19 protein-coding genes are annotated in these 17,351 nt (G+C 53.3%); 5 read left to right on the top strand and 14 right to left on the bottom strand.

Annotated elements, in window-relative coordinates; genetic code table 11:
- Window positions 1-2: 2 nt before the first annotated feature.
- The 3 genes from GRI36_RS07305 to GRI36_RS07315 form a co-directional block, all read right to left on the bottom strand.
- Window positions 3-536, bottom strand: a complete 534-nt coding sequence (locus GRI36_RS07305) for a septal ring lytic transglycosylase RlpA family protein (protein ID WP_160597862.1) — start codon at window positions 534-536, stop codon at window positions 3-5.
- Window positions 537-1,515: 979 nt separating this feature from the next.
- A complete protein-coding gene (locus GRI36_RS07310; protein WP_160597863.1) occupies window positions 1,516-2,730 on the bottom strand; it encodes an argininosuccinate synthase in 1,215 nt (404 codons plus the stop codon).
- A gap of 228 nt (window positions 2,731-2,958) precedes the next feature.
- Window positions 2,959-3,474 (bottom strand): PEP-CTERM sorting domain-containing protein, encoded by a 516-nt coding sequence (locus GRI36_RS07315; protein WP_160597864.1) that lies wholly within the window; start codon window positions 3,472-3,474, stop codon window positions 2,959-2,961.
- Window positions 3,475-3,756: 282 nt separating this feature from the next.
- On the opposite strand from GRI36_RS07315, the gene GRI36_RS07320 reads away from it, so the two are divergent.
- Together GRI36_RS07320 and GRI36_RS07325 are read left to right on the top strand one after the other, a co-directional pair.
- Window positions 3,757-5,334: a tetratricopeptide repeat protein gene (locus GRI36_RS07320; protein WP_160597865.1), complete on the top strand. Its 1,578-nt coding sequence runs from the start codon at window positions 3,757-3,759 to the stop codon at window positions 5,332-5,334.
- A 60-nt stretch (window positions 5,335-5,394) separates the two neighbouring features.
- Window positions 5,395-5,832: a DUF1801 domain-containing protein gene (locus GRI36_RS07325; protein WP_160597866.1), complete on the top strand. Its 438-nt coding sequence runs from the start codon at window positions 5,395-5,397 to the stop codon at window positions 5,830-5,832.
- Between the two features lie 12 nt (window positions 5,833-5,844).
- Here the strand turns inward: GRI36_RS07325 and GRI36_RS07330 are convergent, their stop codons facing one another.
- The 9 genes from GRI36_RS07330 to GRI36_RS07370 form a co-directional block, all read right to left on the bottom strand.
- The gene (locus GRI36_RS07330; protein WP_160597867.1) at window positions 5,845-6,597 is read right to left on the bottom strand and encodes a molybdopterin-dependent oxidoreductase; all 753 of its coding nucleotides are present in this window, start codon (window positions 6,595-6,597) and stop codon (window positions 5,845-5,847) included.
- Complete coding sequence (locus GRI36_RS07335; protein ID WP_160597868.1) at window positions 6,594-7,286, bottom strand: cytochrome b/b6 domain-containing protein; 693 nt, start codon at window positions 7,284-7,286, stop codon at window positions 6,594-6,596. Before GRI36_RS07335 ends, GRI36_RS07330 begins: the two co-directional genes overlap by 4 nt.
- Before the next feature lie 88 nt (window positions 7,287-7,374).
- On the bottom strand, window positions 7,375-7,761 hold the full coding sequence (locus tag GRI36_RS07340; RefSeq protein WP_160597869.1) for a dihydroneopterin aldolase: 387 nt from the start codon (window positions 7,759-7,761) through the stop codon (window positions 7,375-7,377).
- Window positions 7,761-8,519 (bottom strand): SDR family oxidoreductase, encoded by a 759-nt coding sequence (locus GRI36_RS07345; RefSeq protein ID WP_160597870.1) that lies wholly within the window; start codon window positions 8,517-8,519, stop codon window positions 7,761-7,763. Before GRI36_RS07345 ends, GRI36_RS07340 begins: the two co-directional genes overlap by 1 nt.
- Window positions 8,516-9,322, bottom strand: a complete 807-nt coding sequence (locus tag GRI36_RS07350) for a hypothetical protein (RefSeq protein ID WP_160597871.1) — start codon at window positions 9,320-9,322, stop codon at window positions 8,516-8,518. The genes GRI36_RS07345 and GRI36_RS07350 overlap by 4 nt, the downstream gene beginning before the upstream one ends.
- A 78-nt stretch (window positions 9,323-9,400) precedes the next feature.
- Window positions 9,401-10,045, bottom strand: a complete 645-nt coding sequence (locus GRI36_RS07355; protein ID WP_160597872.1) for an MOSC domain-containing protein — start codon at window positions 10,043-10,045, stop codon at window positions 9,401-9,403.
- The gene (locus GRI36_RS07360) at window positions 10,042-10,638 is read right to left on the bottom strand and encodes a class I SAM-dependent methyltransferase (RefSeq protein ID WP_160597873.1); all 597 of its coding nucleotides are present in this window, start codon (window positions 10,636-10,638) and stop codon (window positions 10,042-10,044) included. The genes GRI36_RS07355 and GRI36_RS07360 overlap by 4 nt, the downstream gene beginning before the upstream one ends.
- Entirely contained in the window at window positions 10,635-11,882 is a 1,248-nt protein-coding gene (rlmN, locus tag GRI36_RS07365; protein WP_160597874.1) for a 23S rRNA (adenine(2503)-C(2))-methyltransferase RlmN, read from the bottom strand. Before rlmN ends, GRI36_RS07360 begins: the two co-directional genes overlap by 4 nt.
- A 100-nt stretch (window positions 11,883-11,982) precedes the next feature.
- Complete coding sequence (locus GRI36_RS07370) at window positions 11,983-12,534, bottom strand: invasion associated locus B family protein (protein ID WP_235902189.1); 552 nt, start codon at window positions 12,532-12,534, stop codon at window positions 11,983-11,985.
- A gap of 94 nt (window positions 12,535-12,628) precedes the next feature.
- On the opposite strand from GRI36_RS07370, the gene GRI36_RS07375 reads away from it, so the two are divergent.
- Window positions 12,629-13,132 carry a DUF3617 domain-containing protein gene (locus GRI36_RS07375; protein ID WP_160597875.1) on the top strand — a complete coding sequence of 168 codons (504 nt, stop codon included), beginning with the start codon at window positions 12,629-12,631 and terminating at the stop codon, window positions 13,130-13,132.
- 103 nt (window positions 13,133-13,235) lie between these two features.
- On the opposite strand, the gene greB is transcribed toward GRI36_RS07375, so the two are convergent.
- Together greB and GRI36_RS07385 are read right to left on the bottom strand one after the other, a co-directional pair.
- The gene (gene greB / locus GRI36_RS07380) at window positions 13,236-13,724 is read right to left on the bottom strand and encodes a transcription elongation factor GreB (RefSeq protein WP_160597876.1); all 489 of its coding nucleotides are present in this window, start codon (window positions 13,722-13,724) and stop codon (window positions 13,236-13,238) included.
- Window positions 13,725-13,736: 12 nt separating this feature from the next.
- Window positions 13,737-15,695: a lytic transglycosylase domain-containing protein gene (locus GRI36_RS07385; protein ID WP_160597877.1), complete on the bottom strand. Its 1,959-nt coding sequence runs from the start codon at window positions 15,693-15,695 to the stop codon at window positions 13,737-13,739.
- 94 nt (window positions 15,696-15,789) lie between these two features.
- Between GRI36_RS07385 and dapA the strand changes: the two genes are divergently transcribed.
- Together dapA and smpB are read left to right on the top strand one after the other, a co-directional pair.
- Entirely contained in the window at window positions 15,790-16,671 is an 882-nt protein-coding gene (dapA, locus tag GRI36_RS07390) for a 4-hydroxy-tetrahydrodipicolinate synthase (RefSeq protein WP_160597878.1), read from the top strand.
- A 79-nt stretch (window positions 16,672-16,750) separates the two neighbouring features.
- Complete coding sequence (smpB, locus tag GRI36_RS07395) at window positions 16,751-17,233, top strand: SsrA-binding protein SmpB (RefSeq protein WP_160597879.1); 483 nt, start codon at window positions 16,751-16,753, stop codon at window positions 17,231-17,233.
- The last annotated feature ends 118 nt before the right edge of the window (window positions 17,234-17,351 follow it).

The raw sequence follows: 17,351 nt of genomic DNA on the forward strand, positions 1-17,351 counted from the left end.
GCCTAGCTTACGATGTCTAGCTCAACTTTGCCGTGACCCCGGCTGACAAGGCCAATCTTCTGTGCTGCAGCGCGGCTCAGGTCAATCGTCCGGCCATGGGCATAGGGACCACGGTCGTTAATCCGCACGGTCACCGACTTGCCATTGCTGGGATTGGTAACAACCACGCGGGTGCCAAACGGCAATGTCTTATGCGCCGCCGTCATGGCGTTCATGTTGAAACGCTCTCCATTGGCGGTTTGGCGGCCGTGGAAGCGGCGGCCGTAATAGGATGCAACGCCAGCACCTAGCGAGCGGACCGCAGGCACTTCCTCGATCTCGATCGGGGGCTCAATCTCGGTAATGTCAACGACATTGCCCTCAAGCGCTGGTGTATCTGGCAGTTCCTCGAATTTCTCGAAGGTCTGTTCAAATGCGGTCTCCTCACTCGCCTCCTCCGCCAAGGCGCCATTAAGTAAAGGCAATGGCAAGGCAGCCGCCAGCGCAACCAGCGCAAAGCGCTGCGAGAAGGTTAGGTTGAACTTACGCTTAGACATCAAACATCCTGTCAGGCTGGGAGCCCGTTAAACTGGTGGGGCGCCTTTACTGCTTGCAGGTTAAGGGTTCCAAATCGCCTAAACCATTTGCCGCAACTGGGGCTCGGTTCATCGGTGATTGGAGCAGAAAACGGGGTGTTGTGAGATTTTTTACAAGTCGAGAAATGCGGAGAATCGGCCAATATGCCGCAAAATCTGAAGTTCTCGAGTTAGGTTGGCGGAGATCAAAAAGTGCTGTCCTACAACAACGCCAATTGCCACAGAGTTGCGCGGACGCCTCGATAGATCGGCGTTGTGCAAGTCTTTCTCATTGTGGTCTTGTCATTTCAACAGCGTCTAGCGATCATGTCAGCAAAAGAAATGGGGCCAGTATTGCTACCGACCCCACTCTTACCAGCGCGTGGACTTTCTAAATGATCTGCCTTGCGGCTTATCTTCAAAAAAGCACTTCGCTTCCGATGCTGTTCCAAACTTACTTCCAGCCTTGCGGTTGGCCTTTGGTTCGGTTCTGACACTGTCGGCTCGCGCCGGCATCCGGTTCTTTCTTGCAATTGCTACGGTCCGAAGATCGCATCCATTGCATTCAAGTTCCGCAATCAAATATTCCGTGTTGGACTTACCTCTCAAACGATCGCGCACAAGCCGGAGGCTTTTGCATTTTCTCGATGTAAGGCCGGAATACCCGACCGATAACGGTATGCTTTCGCGTTCCTTTCAAACGGTGTTCTCACATCGGGCCGAAGCCGGCTGCAATCACTCCTCAAAGACCGCGTGGACAGTAACCGCTATATCTATCCAGCTTGATCAATTATTCAATTTCAAGTTATTAAACCCTAGGTTGAACAATTATTCTCGCCGTTTCGATGGTTTGAAGCTGCTCCTCAAGAATGAGTCGCGCAAGCGTTGCAACCCAGACTTATCCACTTTTGGCGATATTGCTTGTGGACAGGGGTGGATAAATCAACCGTTCGTCCAAAGCTTACCGATCTCGTTTAGCTAACAAACGTAATCGCAGCGCATTCAACTTGATAAACCCTTCGGCGTCCTTCTGGTCATAGGCTCCAGCATCATCCTCGAACGTGACGTGCTGTTCGGAATAAAGTGAATTGGGCGATTTGCGGCCCACGACATCGGCATTGCCCTTATACAACTTCAGCCGAACGGTCCCGCTGACTTTCACCTGGCTGTGGTCGATTGCAGCCTGCAGCATTTCGCGTTCAGGGCTAAACCAGAAGCCATTATAGATCAGCTCGGCATATTTGGGCATCAACTCGTCCTTGAGATGCGCCGCCCCGCGGTCGAGTGTGATCTGCTCGATACCACGATGCGCACGGGCGTAAATTTCGCCACCCGGTGTTTCGTACATGCCGCGGCTTTTCATGCCGACAAAACGGTTTTCGACCAAATCGAGCCGGCCAATGCCATGCTTGCGGCCAAGCTCGTTGAGTGCTTCAATCAAAGCCGCAGGGCTCATCGCTTTACCACCAAGAGCTACACCATCACCTCGTTCGAAATCTATGGTGATATATTCGGGTGTATCGGGCGCATCCTCTGGATTGTTGGTCCGCGAATACACGTAATCCGGGGTTTCTTCCCACGGATCTTCAAGTACTTTGCCTTCGCTGGAGGTGTGCAGCATGTTCGCATCGGTGGAGAACGGGCTCTCGCCTCGTTTATCCTTAGGCACCTGGATCTGGTGCTTTTCTGCCCAAGCAATCAGCGCCGTGCGGCTGGTCAACTCCCACTCGCGCCACGGTGCAATCACGGCGATGTCAGGTGCAAGAGCATAAGCCGATAGTTCAAACCGGACTTGGTCATTACCTTTGCCGGTGGCGCCATGTGCAATAGCATCGGCACCCGTTTCGCGCGCAATTTCAACTAGCCTTTTGGAGATCAACGGACGAGCGATTGATGTGCCAAGTAAGTAATCCCCCTCGTAACGCGCATTGGCGCGCATCATTGGGAAGATGAAGTCGCGAGCAAATTCCTCTCGGACGTCTTCGATAAAGATATGTTTGTCGGGAATTCCCATAGCCCGCGCCTTCTCGCGAGCTGGTTCAATCTCCTCACCTTGTCCAAGATCGGCAGTGAAGGTTACTACCTCGCAACCGCGTTCGACCTCCAGCCATTTGGCGATGACGGACGTATCAAGTCCGCCTGAGTAGGCAAGGACAACACGTTTGATTTCGGACATGAGTGCGGCTCCGCTGGCAGATAACAAGAATTAGGGTGCGCCGGTATCAGGCGAGCGCCAACTTCTCAACGAATTAAGCCTTTCCCAGCAGTTCGGTTTCCTTTGCCAATCTCTTTGGCTGGTTAGCGGTTCGCCAAGGGTTTCGAAAAGCAGAACCGAGCCCATACGAAAAAGGCCCCCCGCCTCGGTGAGACGAAGGGCCTTCTAATTCGATTTCGGAAAGAAGGATTAAGCAGCCAGCTTTTTCCGGCGGCGACGGGCAAATGCCAGCCCGCCGAGTCCGAAGGCCATGAGGCCAAGCGCACCTGGTTCAGGAACCTTCGCTGTGTAGGATTTGATGTAGGTGATGTAGTCACCACCGATGATTGGATCACCCCACCATGCCCAAAGGTTGACTTTGTTGTTGGCTGACGGGCCGTAAGCAATCAACTTTTGCGGGTGAGTGGTTGTCGAATTCTTCGGATTGTCAGTCGTCTGCACACCATTGATAAGGCGTGTGCCGTCAAGTGAGTCAAGAACGAAGCTGAATGTTGGTGTCGCTCCACCAGTGAAGCTGGCGAAAGCTGCGCTGGTCATTGTTGCATCGATCTTGCTGCCTTTGAACGAAGCGCTCGAAGTATCGGTATCGATGGTCAGAACATCGCCGTTAGTCATTACATATTCGTACGTGGCAGCTGAAGCTGGCGCGGCTGCGACAGCGGCAAGAAGCCCTGCAGCCATAATTGCGTTCTTGGTAAATTTCATTGTCTTCCCCACTTCCAATTTCAGGCAACGATTAGAATGCCAATTCATATAATTCTCGATCCGGTTAGAAAAACCAAACCAGTCTGGGTAAGGTAAAGCATTACTCGTGCCAGAATGCCTCAACCCCGCCAATTCCGCCATTTGCAGTGGTTAACGGGGAGTGCTGGCATAGATCGTGTGTAAGATTTTCTGACGATGTTCTGGGTGCCACGTCGCCATCCCTAAGGTTCCACGAGTTTGGGTTAACCAAAATGGAAGGCTTGTTTGCGATATGCGTTAGCTATGAAAAAGGCTCAATCACACCTGACCGAACGCTCGCAGCGCACCATGTTTAGCCGCAAGCTCCTAACAGCAGCAGCTTCGGCTGCATTTGTATTCGTTTCAGCCTGTTCGGAAGCGCCTTCTGATCCTTTTTCGGCAGCTGAGCAGGCCATCGAGCAAGGCGATTTGCAAGCGGCCAGGGTTCAATTGCTACAACTGATGGAGCAAGATCCTGCCAATCAAGATGCGATAATGTTGCTTGGCAAGACCCTACTATCGCTTGAAAATCCCGAGGGTGCGGCAGAGCAATTCAAAAAGCTAGTTGGTAATGCTGATCTCACAAATGAAGCCAATGCACTTCTTGCCAAGGCATACCTCCAATCTGGCAATTCTCCTTTGGCTCTCGAAACGCTTGAGGCCACGGGGATGAATAACGGTTTGGCTTATGCGGTTGGGGTGGTGGCACGGCTTGGCGAAGGCGATAGCGACAAGGCTCTTGTGATGCTTGATCAAGGCTTGGCCAAATTCCCAGGTTCGGTTGATCTGCTCGTGCTAGATGCGAAACGCGCCTTTGACGTGCGCGATATCGCACGAGCACGCAGCCTGTTGGACAAAGTTTTGGCCAACCACACCAACATGATTGAAGCGCGCCTATTGGCTGGGCGGGTAGAGATGCACGAACGCAAGCTAGATCTTGCGAAGGAGCATTTCGGTCAAGTCATCAAGTCCAACCCTTGGAATCTGCCAGCGATCCTTTCATTGGCTGCAATCGCGCGCGATCAAGGTGATGAGAAGACCGCTGGTGATTGGATTGCTAGGGCCAAGGAAATTGCACCGGGGCACCCCGTCGGCGTCTATTTCGCGGCTCAGATGGCATTCGATGCCGGAAATCTTGAAGATGCCCATATGCTGGTGCAGTCGGCGGGCAAGCAGGAAATGGAATTTCCGGCCTTACGAATGTTGCGCGGTTTCATCGCTGCAAAACAAGGGCAGACATACACTGCGATCAGCGAACTGGAGCGTTTCTTTCGGCTGGGTGGTGAAAACAGCATGGCGCGCGCAATTCTCGCGAAACAATATGCGGAAACCAATGCTACTCAAAAGGCTTGGGATACCCTCCAACCCGTCCTTTCAGGTGCCAATTTAGATGCTGGAACGCTGAGTCTGGCCGCACAAATCGCAGGAAAGCTTGGAAAACCGGAACAAGCACAATTAGCGCAGCGCGCGCAAGTTGCGAAAACGCAAGTGCCTTACGCTGGCGAGATGATGAAAGCGGGCGGTTATATCCGCGCCGGAAAATGGAAAGATGCTGACGCTATCTATCGTAAAGTGCTTGCCAACGGCGGCGCGGTTGACCCTATTGTTTTGAACAATGCGTCGACGGTTAGGTTAAAACTTGGCGACAAGCAGGGTGCGTTGGCGCTCGCACGCAAAGCTTTCGGTTTGGCGCAGGAAGATCCGATCGTGATGGATACGCTAGGCTGGAGCCTGGTTCAGATCGACAAGAACAGCGCTGAAGGTCGTTTGCTGATTGAACGGGCTTTGCAATTGGCTCCAGGAAATCAGGAAATCACCGATCATTGGCTTGCAATTTCATAGTTCATTAGCTGCCCGGCGCCTGCCCTTGCAAATAAGTCTCTATCGCCGCACTCTGTCGCCATGGCAGAGGCAAAGACACGGCCAACTTCGATTGGTGTGAAAGAGTTTATCGACAGCGTCGAGCACGAGAAGAAGCGCGAGGAAGCTAAAACCCTTGATGCGATTTTTCGGCGGGTGACGGCGTGCAAACCGGCAATGTGGGGGCCATCGATCATTGGCTATGGCTCATATCGCACTACCTACGAGAGCGGCCGCGATGTGCATTGGTTGCGCACAGGATTCAGCCCAAGAAAAGCCAAGCATTCGGTCTATCTGATGGGCGGATATTGTGATGAATTGACCGGCAAGAGGCGCGATTTCCAACTGGAACGTCTGGGAAAATATTCTCGCGGGAAAAGCTGCCTCTATATCAACAAGCTAGCAGACGTGGATATGGCAGTGTTGGAAGAGATGATCGCTGAAGACTGGGCAACGATGAACAGGCTCTATCCTGAGTGATGTTTGCGGCAGCTAAATCCCGGCATACCATTGGTACCCGGCGCGATCTTCCCAATATCCACCTTCTCCTTCTCCAAGATCAGCTAGGTCAGCAACCAATTCGATGGCGGTCAGATATTTGGCGTGTTTATAGCCTAACTGGCGCTCGATCCTCATTCTGAGCGGCGCACCATTCTGCACTTCCAGCGGCTCACCGTTGAGTTCATGGGCGATGATCGTTTGTGGGTGCATTGCATCCACCAAATCGACGCTTTCGTAATATTGGCGGCCAGCCAGCGTGTCAGCGCACCGAAAGACTGCGAACTTGGCGTCGTTTTGAACACCTGCCGCCTCGAGCAAAGTTGAAAGTTGCGGACCGGTCCATTCTCCGATTGCGCTCCATCCTTCGACGCAATCATGTCGGGTGATCTGAGTCCGCTGAGTTAGGCTGCGAATATTCTCCATCGTCAGCGTTAGCGGCGTATCGACCAAGCCGCGCACTTCCAATGTCCAGTCCTTAAACTGGTTAACCACCGATGCCTCATATTCCGGCGTATCTACCGTCAGTGAACCATTGCCACGGAAAAAAGGCGAAATTTCTGCTTTGGAATATTCCTTCGCCAATGCCATGCGGTCTGCTAGCGAGCGATGCACGGATTGATGCCAGCGCTGCGACGCGTCAAACAAGCTCCGGCCAACGCTACTATCGGCAACTTTGCTGCACGCGCCCACGAACAAGGCGCTCATTCCCGCGAGCAGGCTACGACGTCCTATAGCGTATTTCATACCTGCTTCTCCTCAGCAGCGTTCCCGCCGGTTATCATGTCACGAATTTGCCCGATTGGTCCGGCCAATATCACGAGAGCGACATGGATTACGAAGAAGCCGAACAAGCCCCATGAAAAGATAAAATGGATTGAGCGCGCGCTTTGGCGGCCTCCCAATAGCTCTACAATCCAAGGAGCAGCGGGCTCAAAGCCGGGGCTAATCGCCAAGCCGCTGAGCACCATTCCCGGTAAGAATATGCCAAGCACAACACCGTAAGCCAATTTCTGCAGGAAGTTGTATTTACCGACCTCGTGATCAAAATTCAGCTTGAGGTGTTCCGTTATATCTTGCCAGATCGCAGTAGGTTTCCACTCGCGTAGACGGGTTCTTATGTCGCGCCAGAAATGGCCGGTAATCAACATGGCAATCCACATGACCAGCAGGCCGACCGCGAAAGGCCAAGCCATCAATAAGTGCCAATCTCGCGCTTCGGCGAGATTATAATTGGTGGGTATCGTCAGCCAGCCAGGGAATCGTGGGACCGAGAGCCACGCCTGATCGGGCGAAAAGCCCCATTCTCCCCAATACAGATATCGATGGGCGTTGCTGATCGTCAGGCCCGACATGAACAAGATAACCACGCAGACCAGATTAAGCCAATGCCAAACGCGAGTTATCAAACCGTGACGCTTTGTCTTTGATCCCATCGCCTGCTTCCCCTTAGCAACATTCGCGCGGCGCATCACCTGCACACAAAGAGCCATTCGAACTGTTAGGTAGCAAAGTTACGTGTGCTTAACGGAAACCGCAAGCGAGCAGGGTGAGGGCGGCGTCATCGCCCCAAGACATCTCGCAGCCGACGCCAGCAGCATCGGGGTATACGTCTGGTTTGTTGGTTCTGACGATTCCACCGACAATGTGCTTAGAAAATCGGCAAAACTCGGCAATTTTTGCAGCGACAGTTTCCTGTAAATCGTGATGCCCCTCGGCAGCGATAGCCAAAATTGCGTCTCGCAAACCATCATAGTTAAAAACGGATTCGATGGAATCAGAGGGTTGTCCGGCAATCTCTATGACCAATCTAGCCGAGATTTGCAGCCGCTGCGGTTCAGCCCGCTCAAAATCATGGATACCAATAGAAAATTGCGCATCGAGACGGTCGAGATGGATTATGTAACGCATCAGTTTTCCTCACGTACCAGATACATCACGTCTCGGCGATGGTTGAGTAAGTGCTGCCCTGAATCGACAAGCAGCGTCCCTCCCGACGCAAGATGCCCGTCTGCGAGGAAGCAAGCGGCACGCGCCGTTTCTTCAGCCTGCGTTACGCGCTGTAGTAAATTCATACTGGCACTGCGCGCAAATTCGGCTTCGGTCTGGTCGTGGCTGGGCAGGGTAAGGCCTGGCGCGAGGCTGTAAATCCGATCCTTAGAAAATTGCTCCTGCATTGCCATCATCTGCGCTGCTGCGTGCAACCCTGCCTTGCTAAGCGTGTAACTGAAGAAATCGGGATTCATATTTTCCAGTTTCTGATCGAGCAAAAAGACTGCCGATTTGGCGTTTCCAAATTGGCTTCGCTTCAAAAATGTCTGCGCCAGCGCAACGTTCCCCCGCAGATTGGCATTCTGGACTTTGTCCCAGACTTCCCAGTTCGCTTGATCGGCACTGTCAGGTTCGAATAAAGATGCGCTGCAAATTAATGCACGCCACTCAGGTACTCGGTTGGCTAGATCGATTGCGGCGCGCTCGACTGCGTGGTGATCGCAGAGATCGAAAGTGATCGTTTCGGCGCTCGGCAGAGAATCCGCCAAAATCTGCGCTTCCCTTGCACTGCTGCGATAATGGATGATGACATGCCAACCTCGCGCAGCGAACTCTTCTGAGATGCTTCGCCCCAAACGGATTGCGCCGCCAGTAACTAATACTGCTTGACGTTTCATGGCGCAGTTGACGAGGCGAGGTGGAACAAGTCTGGTCGTTCAGCCAACATGGCCCTGAGCATCAAAATCAAGTCTTGGCCGAACGCCAGCCTCGCAATCGGATTCGAAAGGAAGTCATCAGGCAGCTGTTTGACCGCAACTATTGCGCAATAGTGTTTATCGTTCATTTCCCGTTCGATGAAACCTTTGGCAAACCAATAGCCTTCGTGTTCTGCACCGCCGATGCTATGCGGGAACAAGTCCTTCGCAGATTCTGCGGCTCGGCCCGACCCCACGGCCTCGCAACTCAACAGCACATTCACATTCGCCTTATGAGCATTTAATTCAATTCTGAATGGCACAAGTCGCTCGCTTGCATCAGCATTCGCATCGAACGGGGCCTGAGGCCGTACAGTTACGATATAATTGGCAATCGCAAGGTCTTGGGCTGACTGTACCAGAATATCAGGGCGCTTCATCGCTGAAGGTTTGTTTCTCGAGCCAATATTACGGAATTCGCCATCAGGTTCATTGAATAGGGTGCAAAGCGATGGAATTGTCTCGTCAAGAAACCGTGCCGAGCGCGCGATCAAGGCTTCCACACCGGATTGGCTGTACGAGACGATAAGGCCGATCAAGAGAAACGGGATCAAAATGCCCAAAATGTAGGTTCCCGCCTCGATCCAACCGGGGCGCTGGTGATCTACGATACCGATAATCGCCAGAGCGAAATAGGCTGCTGATAACGTCGCCAAGATTATCAAAACGGTGTTGCGGACCCAGCGGGGCACGACCAATATCGAGATGTTTGAAACCAAATTCACAATCATGCCCCTTCATGTGCTGCGCCGATCGATAGCTGGCCTGTTTGCGATGTGCCAAGAACTATTCGGACTTTTACCTTACCCCAGCTTCCCCTCAGCTTTGGCCTGCAATTTGGGCGTTAGTGCGGGTAACCTCGAGAGTTCCTTTAGCTGTGCTGTATTTACGGACTCGGGGTCGCCCCATAAAGCATTGAAAACTCGGCTTACTGTCCAATCGGTTGCAGCGCTATATTCGAGTGCTAACGCCTCCCCGGATTGCGCCTGACCTTCTTCGACTACACGGTAATACCAACCGCAACGGCCGGACCGAAGGATCGCTTCGACCATGTTTTTCTTCTGGAAACGGTGCTCGATCTTCCAGCAAGGCTGCCTAGGCTGACTGACTTCTAGAAGCGCAGTGCCGAAGCGGAACCGATCGCCGATACCAATCTGATGTTCGAGCATTCCTAGTACGGCAAGATTGCTGCCGAATGCACCGAAATCGTCGAGCAGCGCCAAATTCCCGATTTCCTCGCGCCAGAACGCGTGGTGATCAAGTGGGTACTGATGCACTGCCATATCAGGGCCGCCATGGACTTTGCGGTCTGCTTGGACATCTCCTTCAAGACCCTGCGTTCCGATCCGAACGATGCCGGCAATAGGTTGTTTCGCAATCGCACTTTTCGAGCCACCTTTGAAAAGCCTCGCCTTGCCAATACAAAGTGAGTGGACGGATTGCATCATCCCACGAGCTTTCGAACGGTTAATGCGAACCAATCCCTGATCACGCCATCTGCGCCTTCCCCGCGATAAGTCCCGGACTCGATATTAGTAAAGCCAGCTGCAACGTAAGCATTTTCAAGCCAGTTTTCGTTCGGGAAATTGTGCAAGCGGCCAAGCGGATCGCGGCCTTCGCCAGCGCCAAGTTTGTAGTTGGCAAAATGTAGTCCCTCCGGTCGTAGCGAACGATGAATCGCTGAGAGCACTTGGTGAAAATTATTACGAGCAACGTGGATCAGACATGCATGTGCCCAGACTGCATCATATGCATTGACCGCGCTGATTTCCTCAAAACGCATCAGTTTCGCGTCGATGCCGCGCAGTTCCTTTGTCTTTGCAACCATCGCTTGGCTGCCGTCTGTTGCATCCAAGTCAAACCCACGCTCCACAATCCGGGCTGAATCCTGACCGCTACCACAGCCGAGTTCAAGTATCGCGGCTCGAGGTTCGAGCAGATCCAGGAAGGGATCAAGGTGGGGGCTTGGACGTTGGCCGAATTTTTCTGTGTAAAGGGCGGCATTCGCCTCATAGAACGCGATGGTCGCCGCATCGCTCACTCTGCAGTTCCCGCTGCCTCACGGTCGCGTTGCGCGCGGCTTTTTTTCATGGCCGAAGTTTTCAATTGTCCGCAGGCAGCGTCGATGTCGCGGCCTCTGGGCGTGCGAACTGGTGCGCTAATCCCCGCATCAAAGACGATGTTGGAAAAGCTTTTGATGCGTGCAGGTTCAGAACATTCATAGGGCGCGCCCGGCCAAGGATTGAACGGGATCAAATTGACTTTGGCAGGCAGATCATACTGACGGATCAGGCGGATCAACTCGCGTGCGTCATCGTCGCTGTCGTTCTTACCCTTCAGCATCACATATTCAAAAGTGATGCGCCGCGCGTTGGAAGCTCCAGGGTAATCGGCGCAAGCCTGTAGCAACTCCTCGATGCCATATTTCTTGTTGATCGGGACGATCTCATCGCGAACCTCTTTCGTCACAGCATGGAGCGAGACCGCAAGATTCACGCCGATTTCCTCGCCGCACTTGTACATCATAGGCACAACGCCGCTGGTTGAAAGCGTGATCCGCCGCTTTGAAAGTGCGAGACCTTCACCGTCCATAACCAGTTTAAGTGCATCCCGGACATGATCGAAATTATACAGCGGTTCGCCCATGCCCATCATCACGATGTTGGTTAGCAATCGCCCATCTGCGCGGTATTCGCTCTCGCTTTCGCTATCCTCGTTGACGTCTGCGACATCCATCCTGCCTTTGGGCCATTCGCCGAGCGCATCGCGAGCAAGCATGACTTGGCCGACAATTTCACCGGGTGTCAGATTGCGAACCAGACGCATCGTGCCAGTATGGCAAAATGTGCAATTCAGAGTGCAGCCGACTTGGCTCGAGACGCACAATGTGCCGCGCGTTTCATCTGGGATAAAAACCATTTCATATTCATGACCGTCATCGGTTTTCAGCAGCCATTTGCGCGTTCCGTCGTTAGAATGCTGCGCTTCAACAATGTTCGGGCGGCCCACTACAAACCGTTCAGCCATCCAGGGCTGCATGGACTTTGAAATATCGGTCATCTGAGAGAAGTCAGTTGCACCGCGGTGATAGAGCCAATGATAGATTTGTTTTGAACGCAGCTTTGCCTGTTTCGGTTCGAGCCCCGCTTCTGCGAACAGCTCCTTTATGCGCGCCTTGGGCAGGCCTAGAAGGTCGACGCGACCATCCTCTCGCGGCGTGATGTCACGCGCCACAGGGACCGGGTCAACTTGTCCCGGGATCGACATAAGAGCTGTATTTGCCATGATTGGGAGCGATATAGGCGAGGGCGCCCACGAAAGCTAGTTTGGCGAATTCTCCTAATCGAAAATCAGGCTGCGACCATCGGGTGTTGGCTGGGGCGCGTCATCCCGCCCGTGCGCATCCCACTGTGGCGGCGTCCATTGCAGTTGCCGCTCCGTCAAGATCATAGCTGTTGGAAAAGCGCCGACGGTTCGTGTCGTTTGCGCTGACGGTCATCCGGCTGGCCGATCTCATGGCAGCGACAATCGCCGAATCCATACTACGGTTTTGTGCCCAGGCATTCCCGCCGGAGCCAGTAAGAGTAAATTTCTTGCTGCCGATGGTGAGCGTTATAGATGACCCCCTAGCCAAATTGCGTGATAGTCGAAGATGCAACTGGCCGCGTACATTGCTGCTGGGCCAAGTGCCAACACTCGCGAAGGGGTCGTTGTCGCGTTGTTGGTTGCTGGGCGCAGCTTTAGCGATGGCATAGCAGCGTGGAATTGCAGGATCACGAAATGCGCCCCAGTCTGAAAAAACTCCCAAACTGTCGCGTGCAAACGAGGTTGATGGCGAGGCGAAAGCTATCGAGCACAAAGCCACTAATACAGTCATTCGGATAATATTGAACATATCCCGAAATGGCGGCACGGCGCGTTGGGGCTGGTCAGTCATATTGCGACCATAAAATAGGGGCTGTCCTCGAGCAAGCTAAACGCTTAGCATAGTCGCCGAAATAAATCGCGAACTCCAAATAAGGGAATCTCACATGCGTATTGTAATTGTGCCAGCACTGGCTTTGGTTTTGGCATCGTGCGGCAACGTAAGTGGTGGCAATGACGAAGTAGCAATGGAAGCTGGCAAATGGTCTAACACCATGGTCATCGAGAAATTTGATATGCCCGGCGCTCCACCAGAGGCCGCAGGAATGTTCGCTGCAATGGTTGGCCAAGAGCAGACAACCGAAACCTGTATGACCAAGGAAGATACCGCAGATGCGGCCAAGAAGATTGAAGAGATGGCCACTGGGTCGATTGGTGAAGATGGGTGCACTTCAGAGAAATTTTCGATGGAAGGTGGCAAAATCGATGGCAAAGTCACTTGTACTAATGAAGGCGGCGGTTCTGGGGTAATGACAATCGACGGTACGCATTCGTCAACAGAAATGGCGATGACCATGACAGCTGACATTAAGGATCCGTCAATGCCGGGCGGCACTGCGAGCATGATCATGAAAATGTCCGGCAAACGATTGGGTAATTGCGACGGGTGAGATTGATTGATCAGATCTGATTGAACAGATCGGAACTTAAGAAACATGTGGCGGGGCAGGAAATTGTCCCGCCCTTGATCAAATTACGCCGCCGCTGATGGCTTTAACTGGCGGGCGGATAATGGATCGCCATGACTTCCCATTCTCGCGAACCAGCTGGCACCGCGACGATCCTGACATCGCCGACACGTGCGCCTTTCAGGGCACGAGCCATTGGGGAGCTCCAGCCAATTCGCCTTGCCGATGCATCCTGCTCGTCATCGCCGATAAGAGTAAATTCTGCATTTTCGTCGTTTTCGTCGGCCAAGGTTACCTTCGCACCAAAAAACACTCGTTCTCGGTCAACCTGCTGAGCAGGATCAATCACCCGAGCCTCCTTCATCCTCCTCGAAAGATAGCTGATTTCCCGGTCGATTTCGCGCAGACGCTTACGGCCATAAAGATAGTCGCCATTTTCGCTGCGGTCGCCATTGCCGGCAGCCCAACTAATGATCTCGACAATCTCAGGCCGCTCGGTTCCGAAAAGATGCTCATAACGCGCCTTCATAGCGTGCATACCAGCAGGCGTAATCGGATTGGACGGAGGCTTCACCCTATCGGCCTATTACCGGAGATATGACCTCAGCACACGAGGAGAGCCGTATCTCGCATTTTGCGGATAGAGATGTTCGTAAACAACTGCGTTTTCGAGCACACGCTGGACGTAGTTTTTGGTCTCGTAAATCGGTATCCGCTCACCCCATGTTATCCAGTCGATTGAACCGGTGCGTGGATCTCCATTGGCTCGAAGCCATTTGTTCACATTGCCCGGACCAGCGTTGTAAGCAGCAACCGCCAATGGGTACGCTCCATCATAATATTTCAGCATCCGGGCAAAATAGGCGTCGCCCAGTTGAATATTATAGCTCGGGCTGTTGATCAAATTAGCGGACATATAGCTCATGCCCAATTTGCCAGCCTGTTCACGCGCGGTGCCAGGCATTAATTGCATCAGCCCGCGAGCGCCAGCATGGCTGATTGCGTTCTGGGCGAACTGGCTTTCCTGCCGCGAAATTGCATGGACCATAGTCCAATTTGTTCCAGGAGGAGTTTGTAGAGTGGGGTGACCAAACTGCGTAAAATTCTTAATGCCGTCAGCGCCAGCTGCGTCATGCACATTGACCGCCAGATCGCGGCGTCCGATCTCCTGTGCAAGCTCTGCAACAAGCTGGTGTTGCTCGTCTGTGTGGGCCTGTTGGGCAACGGCGCGGTAAAATTGGATGCCCGTGCTCCAAGGGGCATCGCGCGAAACCTCTTTCACCGCTTGAACCAATGGGGTTGCCAGGAATTTGGCGCGAGCCTCGCCCGCTACTATAGTTTGGGGCGCCGCTTTTAGATCCGGCATGGTTCGGCCCAGTTTGTCGAGCGCCAGCATGCCATAAAAACGATCTGGATAGGCAGCAGCCAATTCGTAATAACGGTTTGCTGCGGTCATATCACCCGCCTGGTAAGCGGCGAGGCCGGCCCAGTAGAATCCTTTTGACCGCGTTTGCGGCGTCTGCGCGGCAGCGCCATATCGGTAAAACAGCGGAGCGGCTGAAGCCGCATCACCCAGACTCCACAATGATTCCGTGCCGCCCAACCACATTAATGACGTGTAATCGTCGCGAACGCGGTAGCTTTTAGTGCGAATATCGACATTAGCTTCAAACATATCGTCGGCTTTTGCGGCGATTTGTTGGGCCTGGCGTGCATTGCCGGTCCTTGCGAGGCGGAGCATTTCCGATAGCAGGCTCTCGGAATCGAAGGGCAATGCATCAAAGGTTTGGCGACTTGCAAGAATCGAAACTGCTGTGCTGCCTTGCCCCGATCCACGCAAATACCGGACACGATTATAGAGGTATCCAGCATCCTTGGTTGCTTCTGCCGGCACGCTCAATCCAACCGTATCGGGTTCCTGCCGTTTCAAATAAGCCAACCGAGCCATGAACAGATCCTGCTTGGCAGGACTAACTTTGGCGATTTGGCGACGCGCAGCTTCTTCTTCGCCCTGCCAAAGCAAGGCATCCATACGAGTGTCGTTGTCGTCTTGGCTAAACTGCGATCCGAACAGGCCTTCTAAATAGGCAATAGAAGGGCTGCTCATCTCGCCGCCACGCCAAGCTTCGCGAGCTATCGCAGTCGCCTCTGGGCGGTTCTGGTTGGATAATGCCAGCGCATACCGCGCTTTGGCTGGGTTTGTAATTGGGGGAAATTGATCGAAAAACGCGACTACCCTCTCGGCGCTAATGGCTTCATCCCCAAGTGCTTTCTCGGCGCGAATTTGCAACGTGTCCTGCTTGGGAAAACCAGGGTTGGTGAGGATGAAGCCAGCGTAATCGTCAAACCCCATCCGGTCGTTACCGGTCAGGAACTGCCAGCGATCAATTGTTCGCGCCATTCCGGTCGGTGATTTTGCCGCCATCTGCTGGCGCGCTTGATCCCACGTGGCTGGATCTTGCGCGCAAGCAGGAGTGGAGAATGCCATTGCAGGGATGGCAAAAAGGGCGATTAAGGGGAGTGGTTTACGGTCCATGCTGGACATAATGGGTCACGGCTCCTTATCAGGCGCTGAATGAAATGCCTGTTGGGTGATGATTTTCTCAAATTCCCATGCGGCCAACGTAAGGATTACGCAAATGTTCTCCGGCTCAATTCCGGCTCTAGTGACTCCTTTTCGCGACGGAACGTTTGACGAGGCCGCTTTTCGCCGTCTGGTTGACTGGCAAATCGAAAGCGGGAGCAAAGCATTGGTACCTTGTGGCACCACCGGAGAAGCATCGACACTATCCAATGCGGAGCATCACAGAGTGGTTGAAGTGTGCATTGAACAGGCCGCAGGCCGGGTTCCCGTGATTGCAGGTTGTGGCAGCAATGATACGCGAAATGCGCTGCTGCATATGAATTTCTCCAGAAAAGCAGGCGCAGCGGCGGGTCTGTGTGTTGCGCCTTATTACAATCGCCCCAGCCAGGCGGGCTTGATCGCACATTTTAGTTTCCTTGCGGAGAATAGCGATTTGCCGATTGTGCTTTACAATGTTCCCGCGCGGACGGTGACCGATATCGAAGACGAAACGGTTGTCGAATTGGTCACAAAATATCCAGATCGTATTGTAGCAATCAAGGATGCAAGCGGTGACCTGTCCCGGGTGGCGGATCACCGGATGGGTATTGGTCGCGAGTTTTGCCAATTATCAGGTAATGATGAATTGTGGCTGCCGCATTCGGCGGCAGGTGGGCGGGGCTGTATCTCTGTCACTGCCAATGTAGCGCCCTCGCTGTGTGCCGAATTCCACGAAGCCATCGCGTCCAACGATCTGGTCACAGCGCGAAAGATTAATGACCGATTGTTCCCGCTCCACTACGCAATGTTCTCCGACGCAAGTCCGGCGCCAGTTAAATACGCTCTCACCCGCGTCCACGGCTGGATCGAAGACGGCGTTCGGCTGCCGCTGGTCAGCGCCAGCGAAGCGTCACGTAAGGCAGTGGACGAAGCGTTGGAGCATGCCGGGTTGGTGTGATTTTGATGGCTACTTTCTAATGATGAGGAGCGGCCTGACCTTTTAATAATCCATTGTCCGCACTACATGCGGTTTCGTTATGGCCCGACCCAAACCCGAAACCTTCGACAAACTCAAAGTGGTCGCCGAAAACCGTCGGGCGAAGTTTGATTATTCGATTGAGGACAAATTTGAAGCGGGCCTGATGTTGCAAGGCACCGAGGTTAAGGCTTTGCGGGCAGGTGAGGCGACTATTTCAGAAAGCTATGCCGAGGTAAAGGATGGCCAAGTTTGGCTGATTAACTCCAACATCCCCGAGTACAGCCACGGCAACAGACTCAATCACGAACCAAAGCGGCCGCGTAAGCTGTTGCTTAACCAGCGTGAAATCAACAAGATGGTCGGCGCAGTTGAGCGGAAAGGCATGACTTTGGTGCCTATGTCGATTTATTTCAACAAAACCGGACGCGCGAAGGTTGAGTTGGCGCTGGGCAAAGGACGCAAGTCGCAAGACAAGCGCGAATATATCAAAGATCGCGATTGGAAGCGGGACAAGGCGCGCTTGATGCGGGAAAAGGGCTAAGGCGGATCCTTCAGCCTCTGGTTATCGGATGAATGATAACCACATCCGACCAATGACCGTTTGGCCAAAAAATACGATTAACAGCGCTTCAATGGGGTTGCGTCCCGACGTGCTGCAG

This window comes from Pontixanthobacter gangjinensis, from assembly GCF_009827545.1.
Taxonomy (GTDB): Bacteria; Pseudomonadota; Alphaproteobacteria; order Sphingomonadales; family Sphingomonadaceae; genus Pontixanthobacter; species Pontixanthobacter gangjinensis.

What these genes read in the sequence shown, in the direction of transcription:
- GRI36_RS07305 (WP_160597862.1), bottom strand. Translation starts at nt 536, where the DNA reads ATGTCTAAGCGTAAGTTCAACCTAACCTTCTCGCAGCGCTTTGCGCTG.
- GRI36_RS07315 (WP_160597864.1), bottom strand. Translation starts at nt 3,474, where the DNA reads ATGAAATTTACCAAGAACGCAATTATGGCTGCAGGGCTTCTTGCCGCT.
- GRI36_RS07330 (WP_160597867.1), bottom strand. Translation starts at nt 6,597, where the DNA reads ATGAAATACGCTATAGGACGTCGTAGCCTGCTCGCGGGAATGAGCGCC.
- GRI36_RS07340 (WP_160597869.1), bottom strand. Translation starts at nt 7,761, where the DNA reads ATGCGTTACATAATCCATCTCGACCGTCTCGATGCGCAATTTTCTATT.
- GRI36_RS07310 (WP_160597863.1), bottom strand. Translation starts at nt 2,730, where the DNA reads ATGTCCGAAATCAAACGTGTTGTCCTTGCCTACTCAGGCGGACTTGAT.
- smpB (WP_160597879.1), top strand. Translation starts at nt 16,751, where the DNA reads ATGGCCCGACCCAAACCCGAAACCTTCGACAAACTCAAAGTGGTCGCC.
- GRI36_RS07355 (WP_160597872.1), bottom strand. Translation starts at nt 10,045, where the DNA reads ATGATGCAATCCGTCCACTCACTTTGTATTGGCAAGGCGAGGCTTTTC.
- GRI36_RS07325 (WP_160597866.1), top strand. Translation starts at nt 5,395, where the DNA reads ATGGCAGAGGCAAAGACACGGCCAACTTCGATTGGTGTGAAAGAGTTT.
- GRI36_RS07335 (WP_160597868.1), bottom strand. Translation starts at nt 7,286, where the DNA reads ATGGGATCAAAGACAAAGCGTCACGGTTTGATAACTCGCGTTTGGCAT.
- GRI36_RS07370 (WP_235902189.1), bottom strand. Translation starts at nt 12,534, where the DNA reads ATGACTGACCAGCCCCAACGCGCCGTGCCGCCATTTCGGGATATGTTC.
- GRI36_RS07345 (WP_160597870.1), bottom strand. Translation starts at nt 8,519, where the DNA reads ATGAAACGTCAAGCAGTATTAGTTACTGGCGGCGCAATCCGTTTGGGG.
- dapA (WP_160597878.1), top strand. Translation starts at nt 15,790, where the DNA reads ATGTTCTCCGGCTCAATTCCGGCTCTAGTGACTCCTTTTCGCGACGGA.
- GRI36_RS07320 (WP_160597865.1), top strand. Translation starts at nt 3,757, where the DNA reads ATGAAAAAGGCTCAATCACACCTGACCGAACGCTCGCAGCGCACCATG.
- rlmN (WP_160597874.1), bottom strand. Translation starts at nt 11,882, where the DNA reads ATGGCAAATACAGCTCTTATGTCGATCCCGGGACAAGTTGACCCGGTC.
- GRI36_RS07375 (WP_160597875.1), top strand. Translation starts at nt 12,629, where the DNA reads ATGCGTATTGTAATTGTGCCAGCACTGGCTTTGGTTTTGGCATCGTGC.
- GRI36_RS07385 (WP_160597877.1), bottom strand. Translation starts at nt 15,695, where the DNA reads ATGTCCAGCATGGACCGTAAACCACTCCCCTTAATCGCCCTTTTTGCC.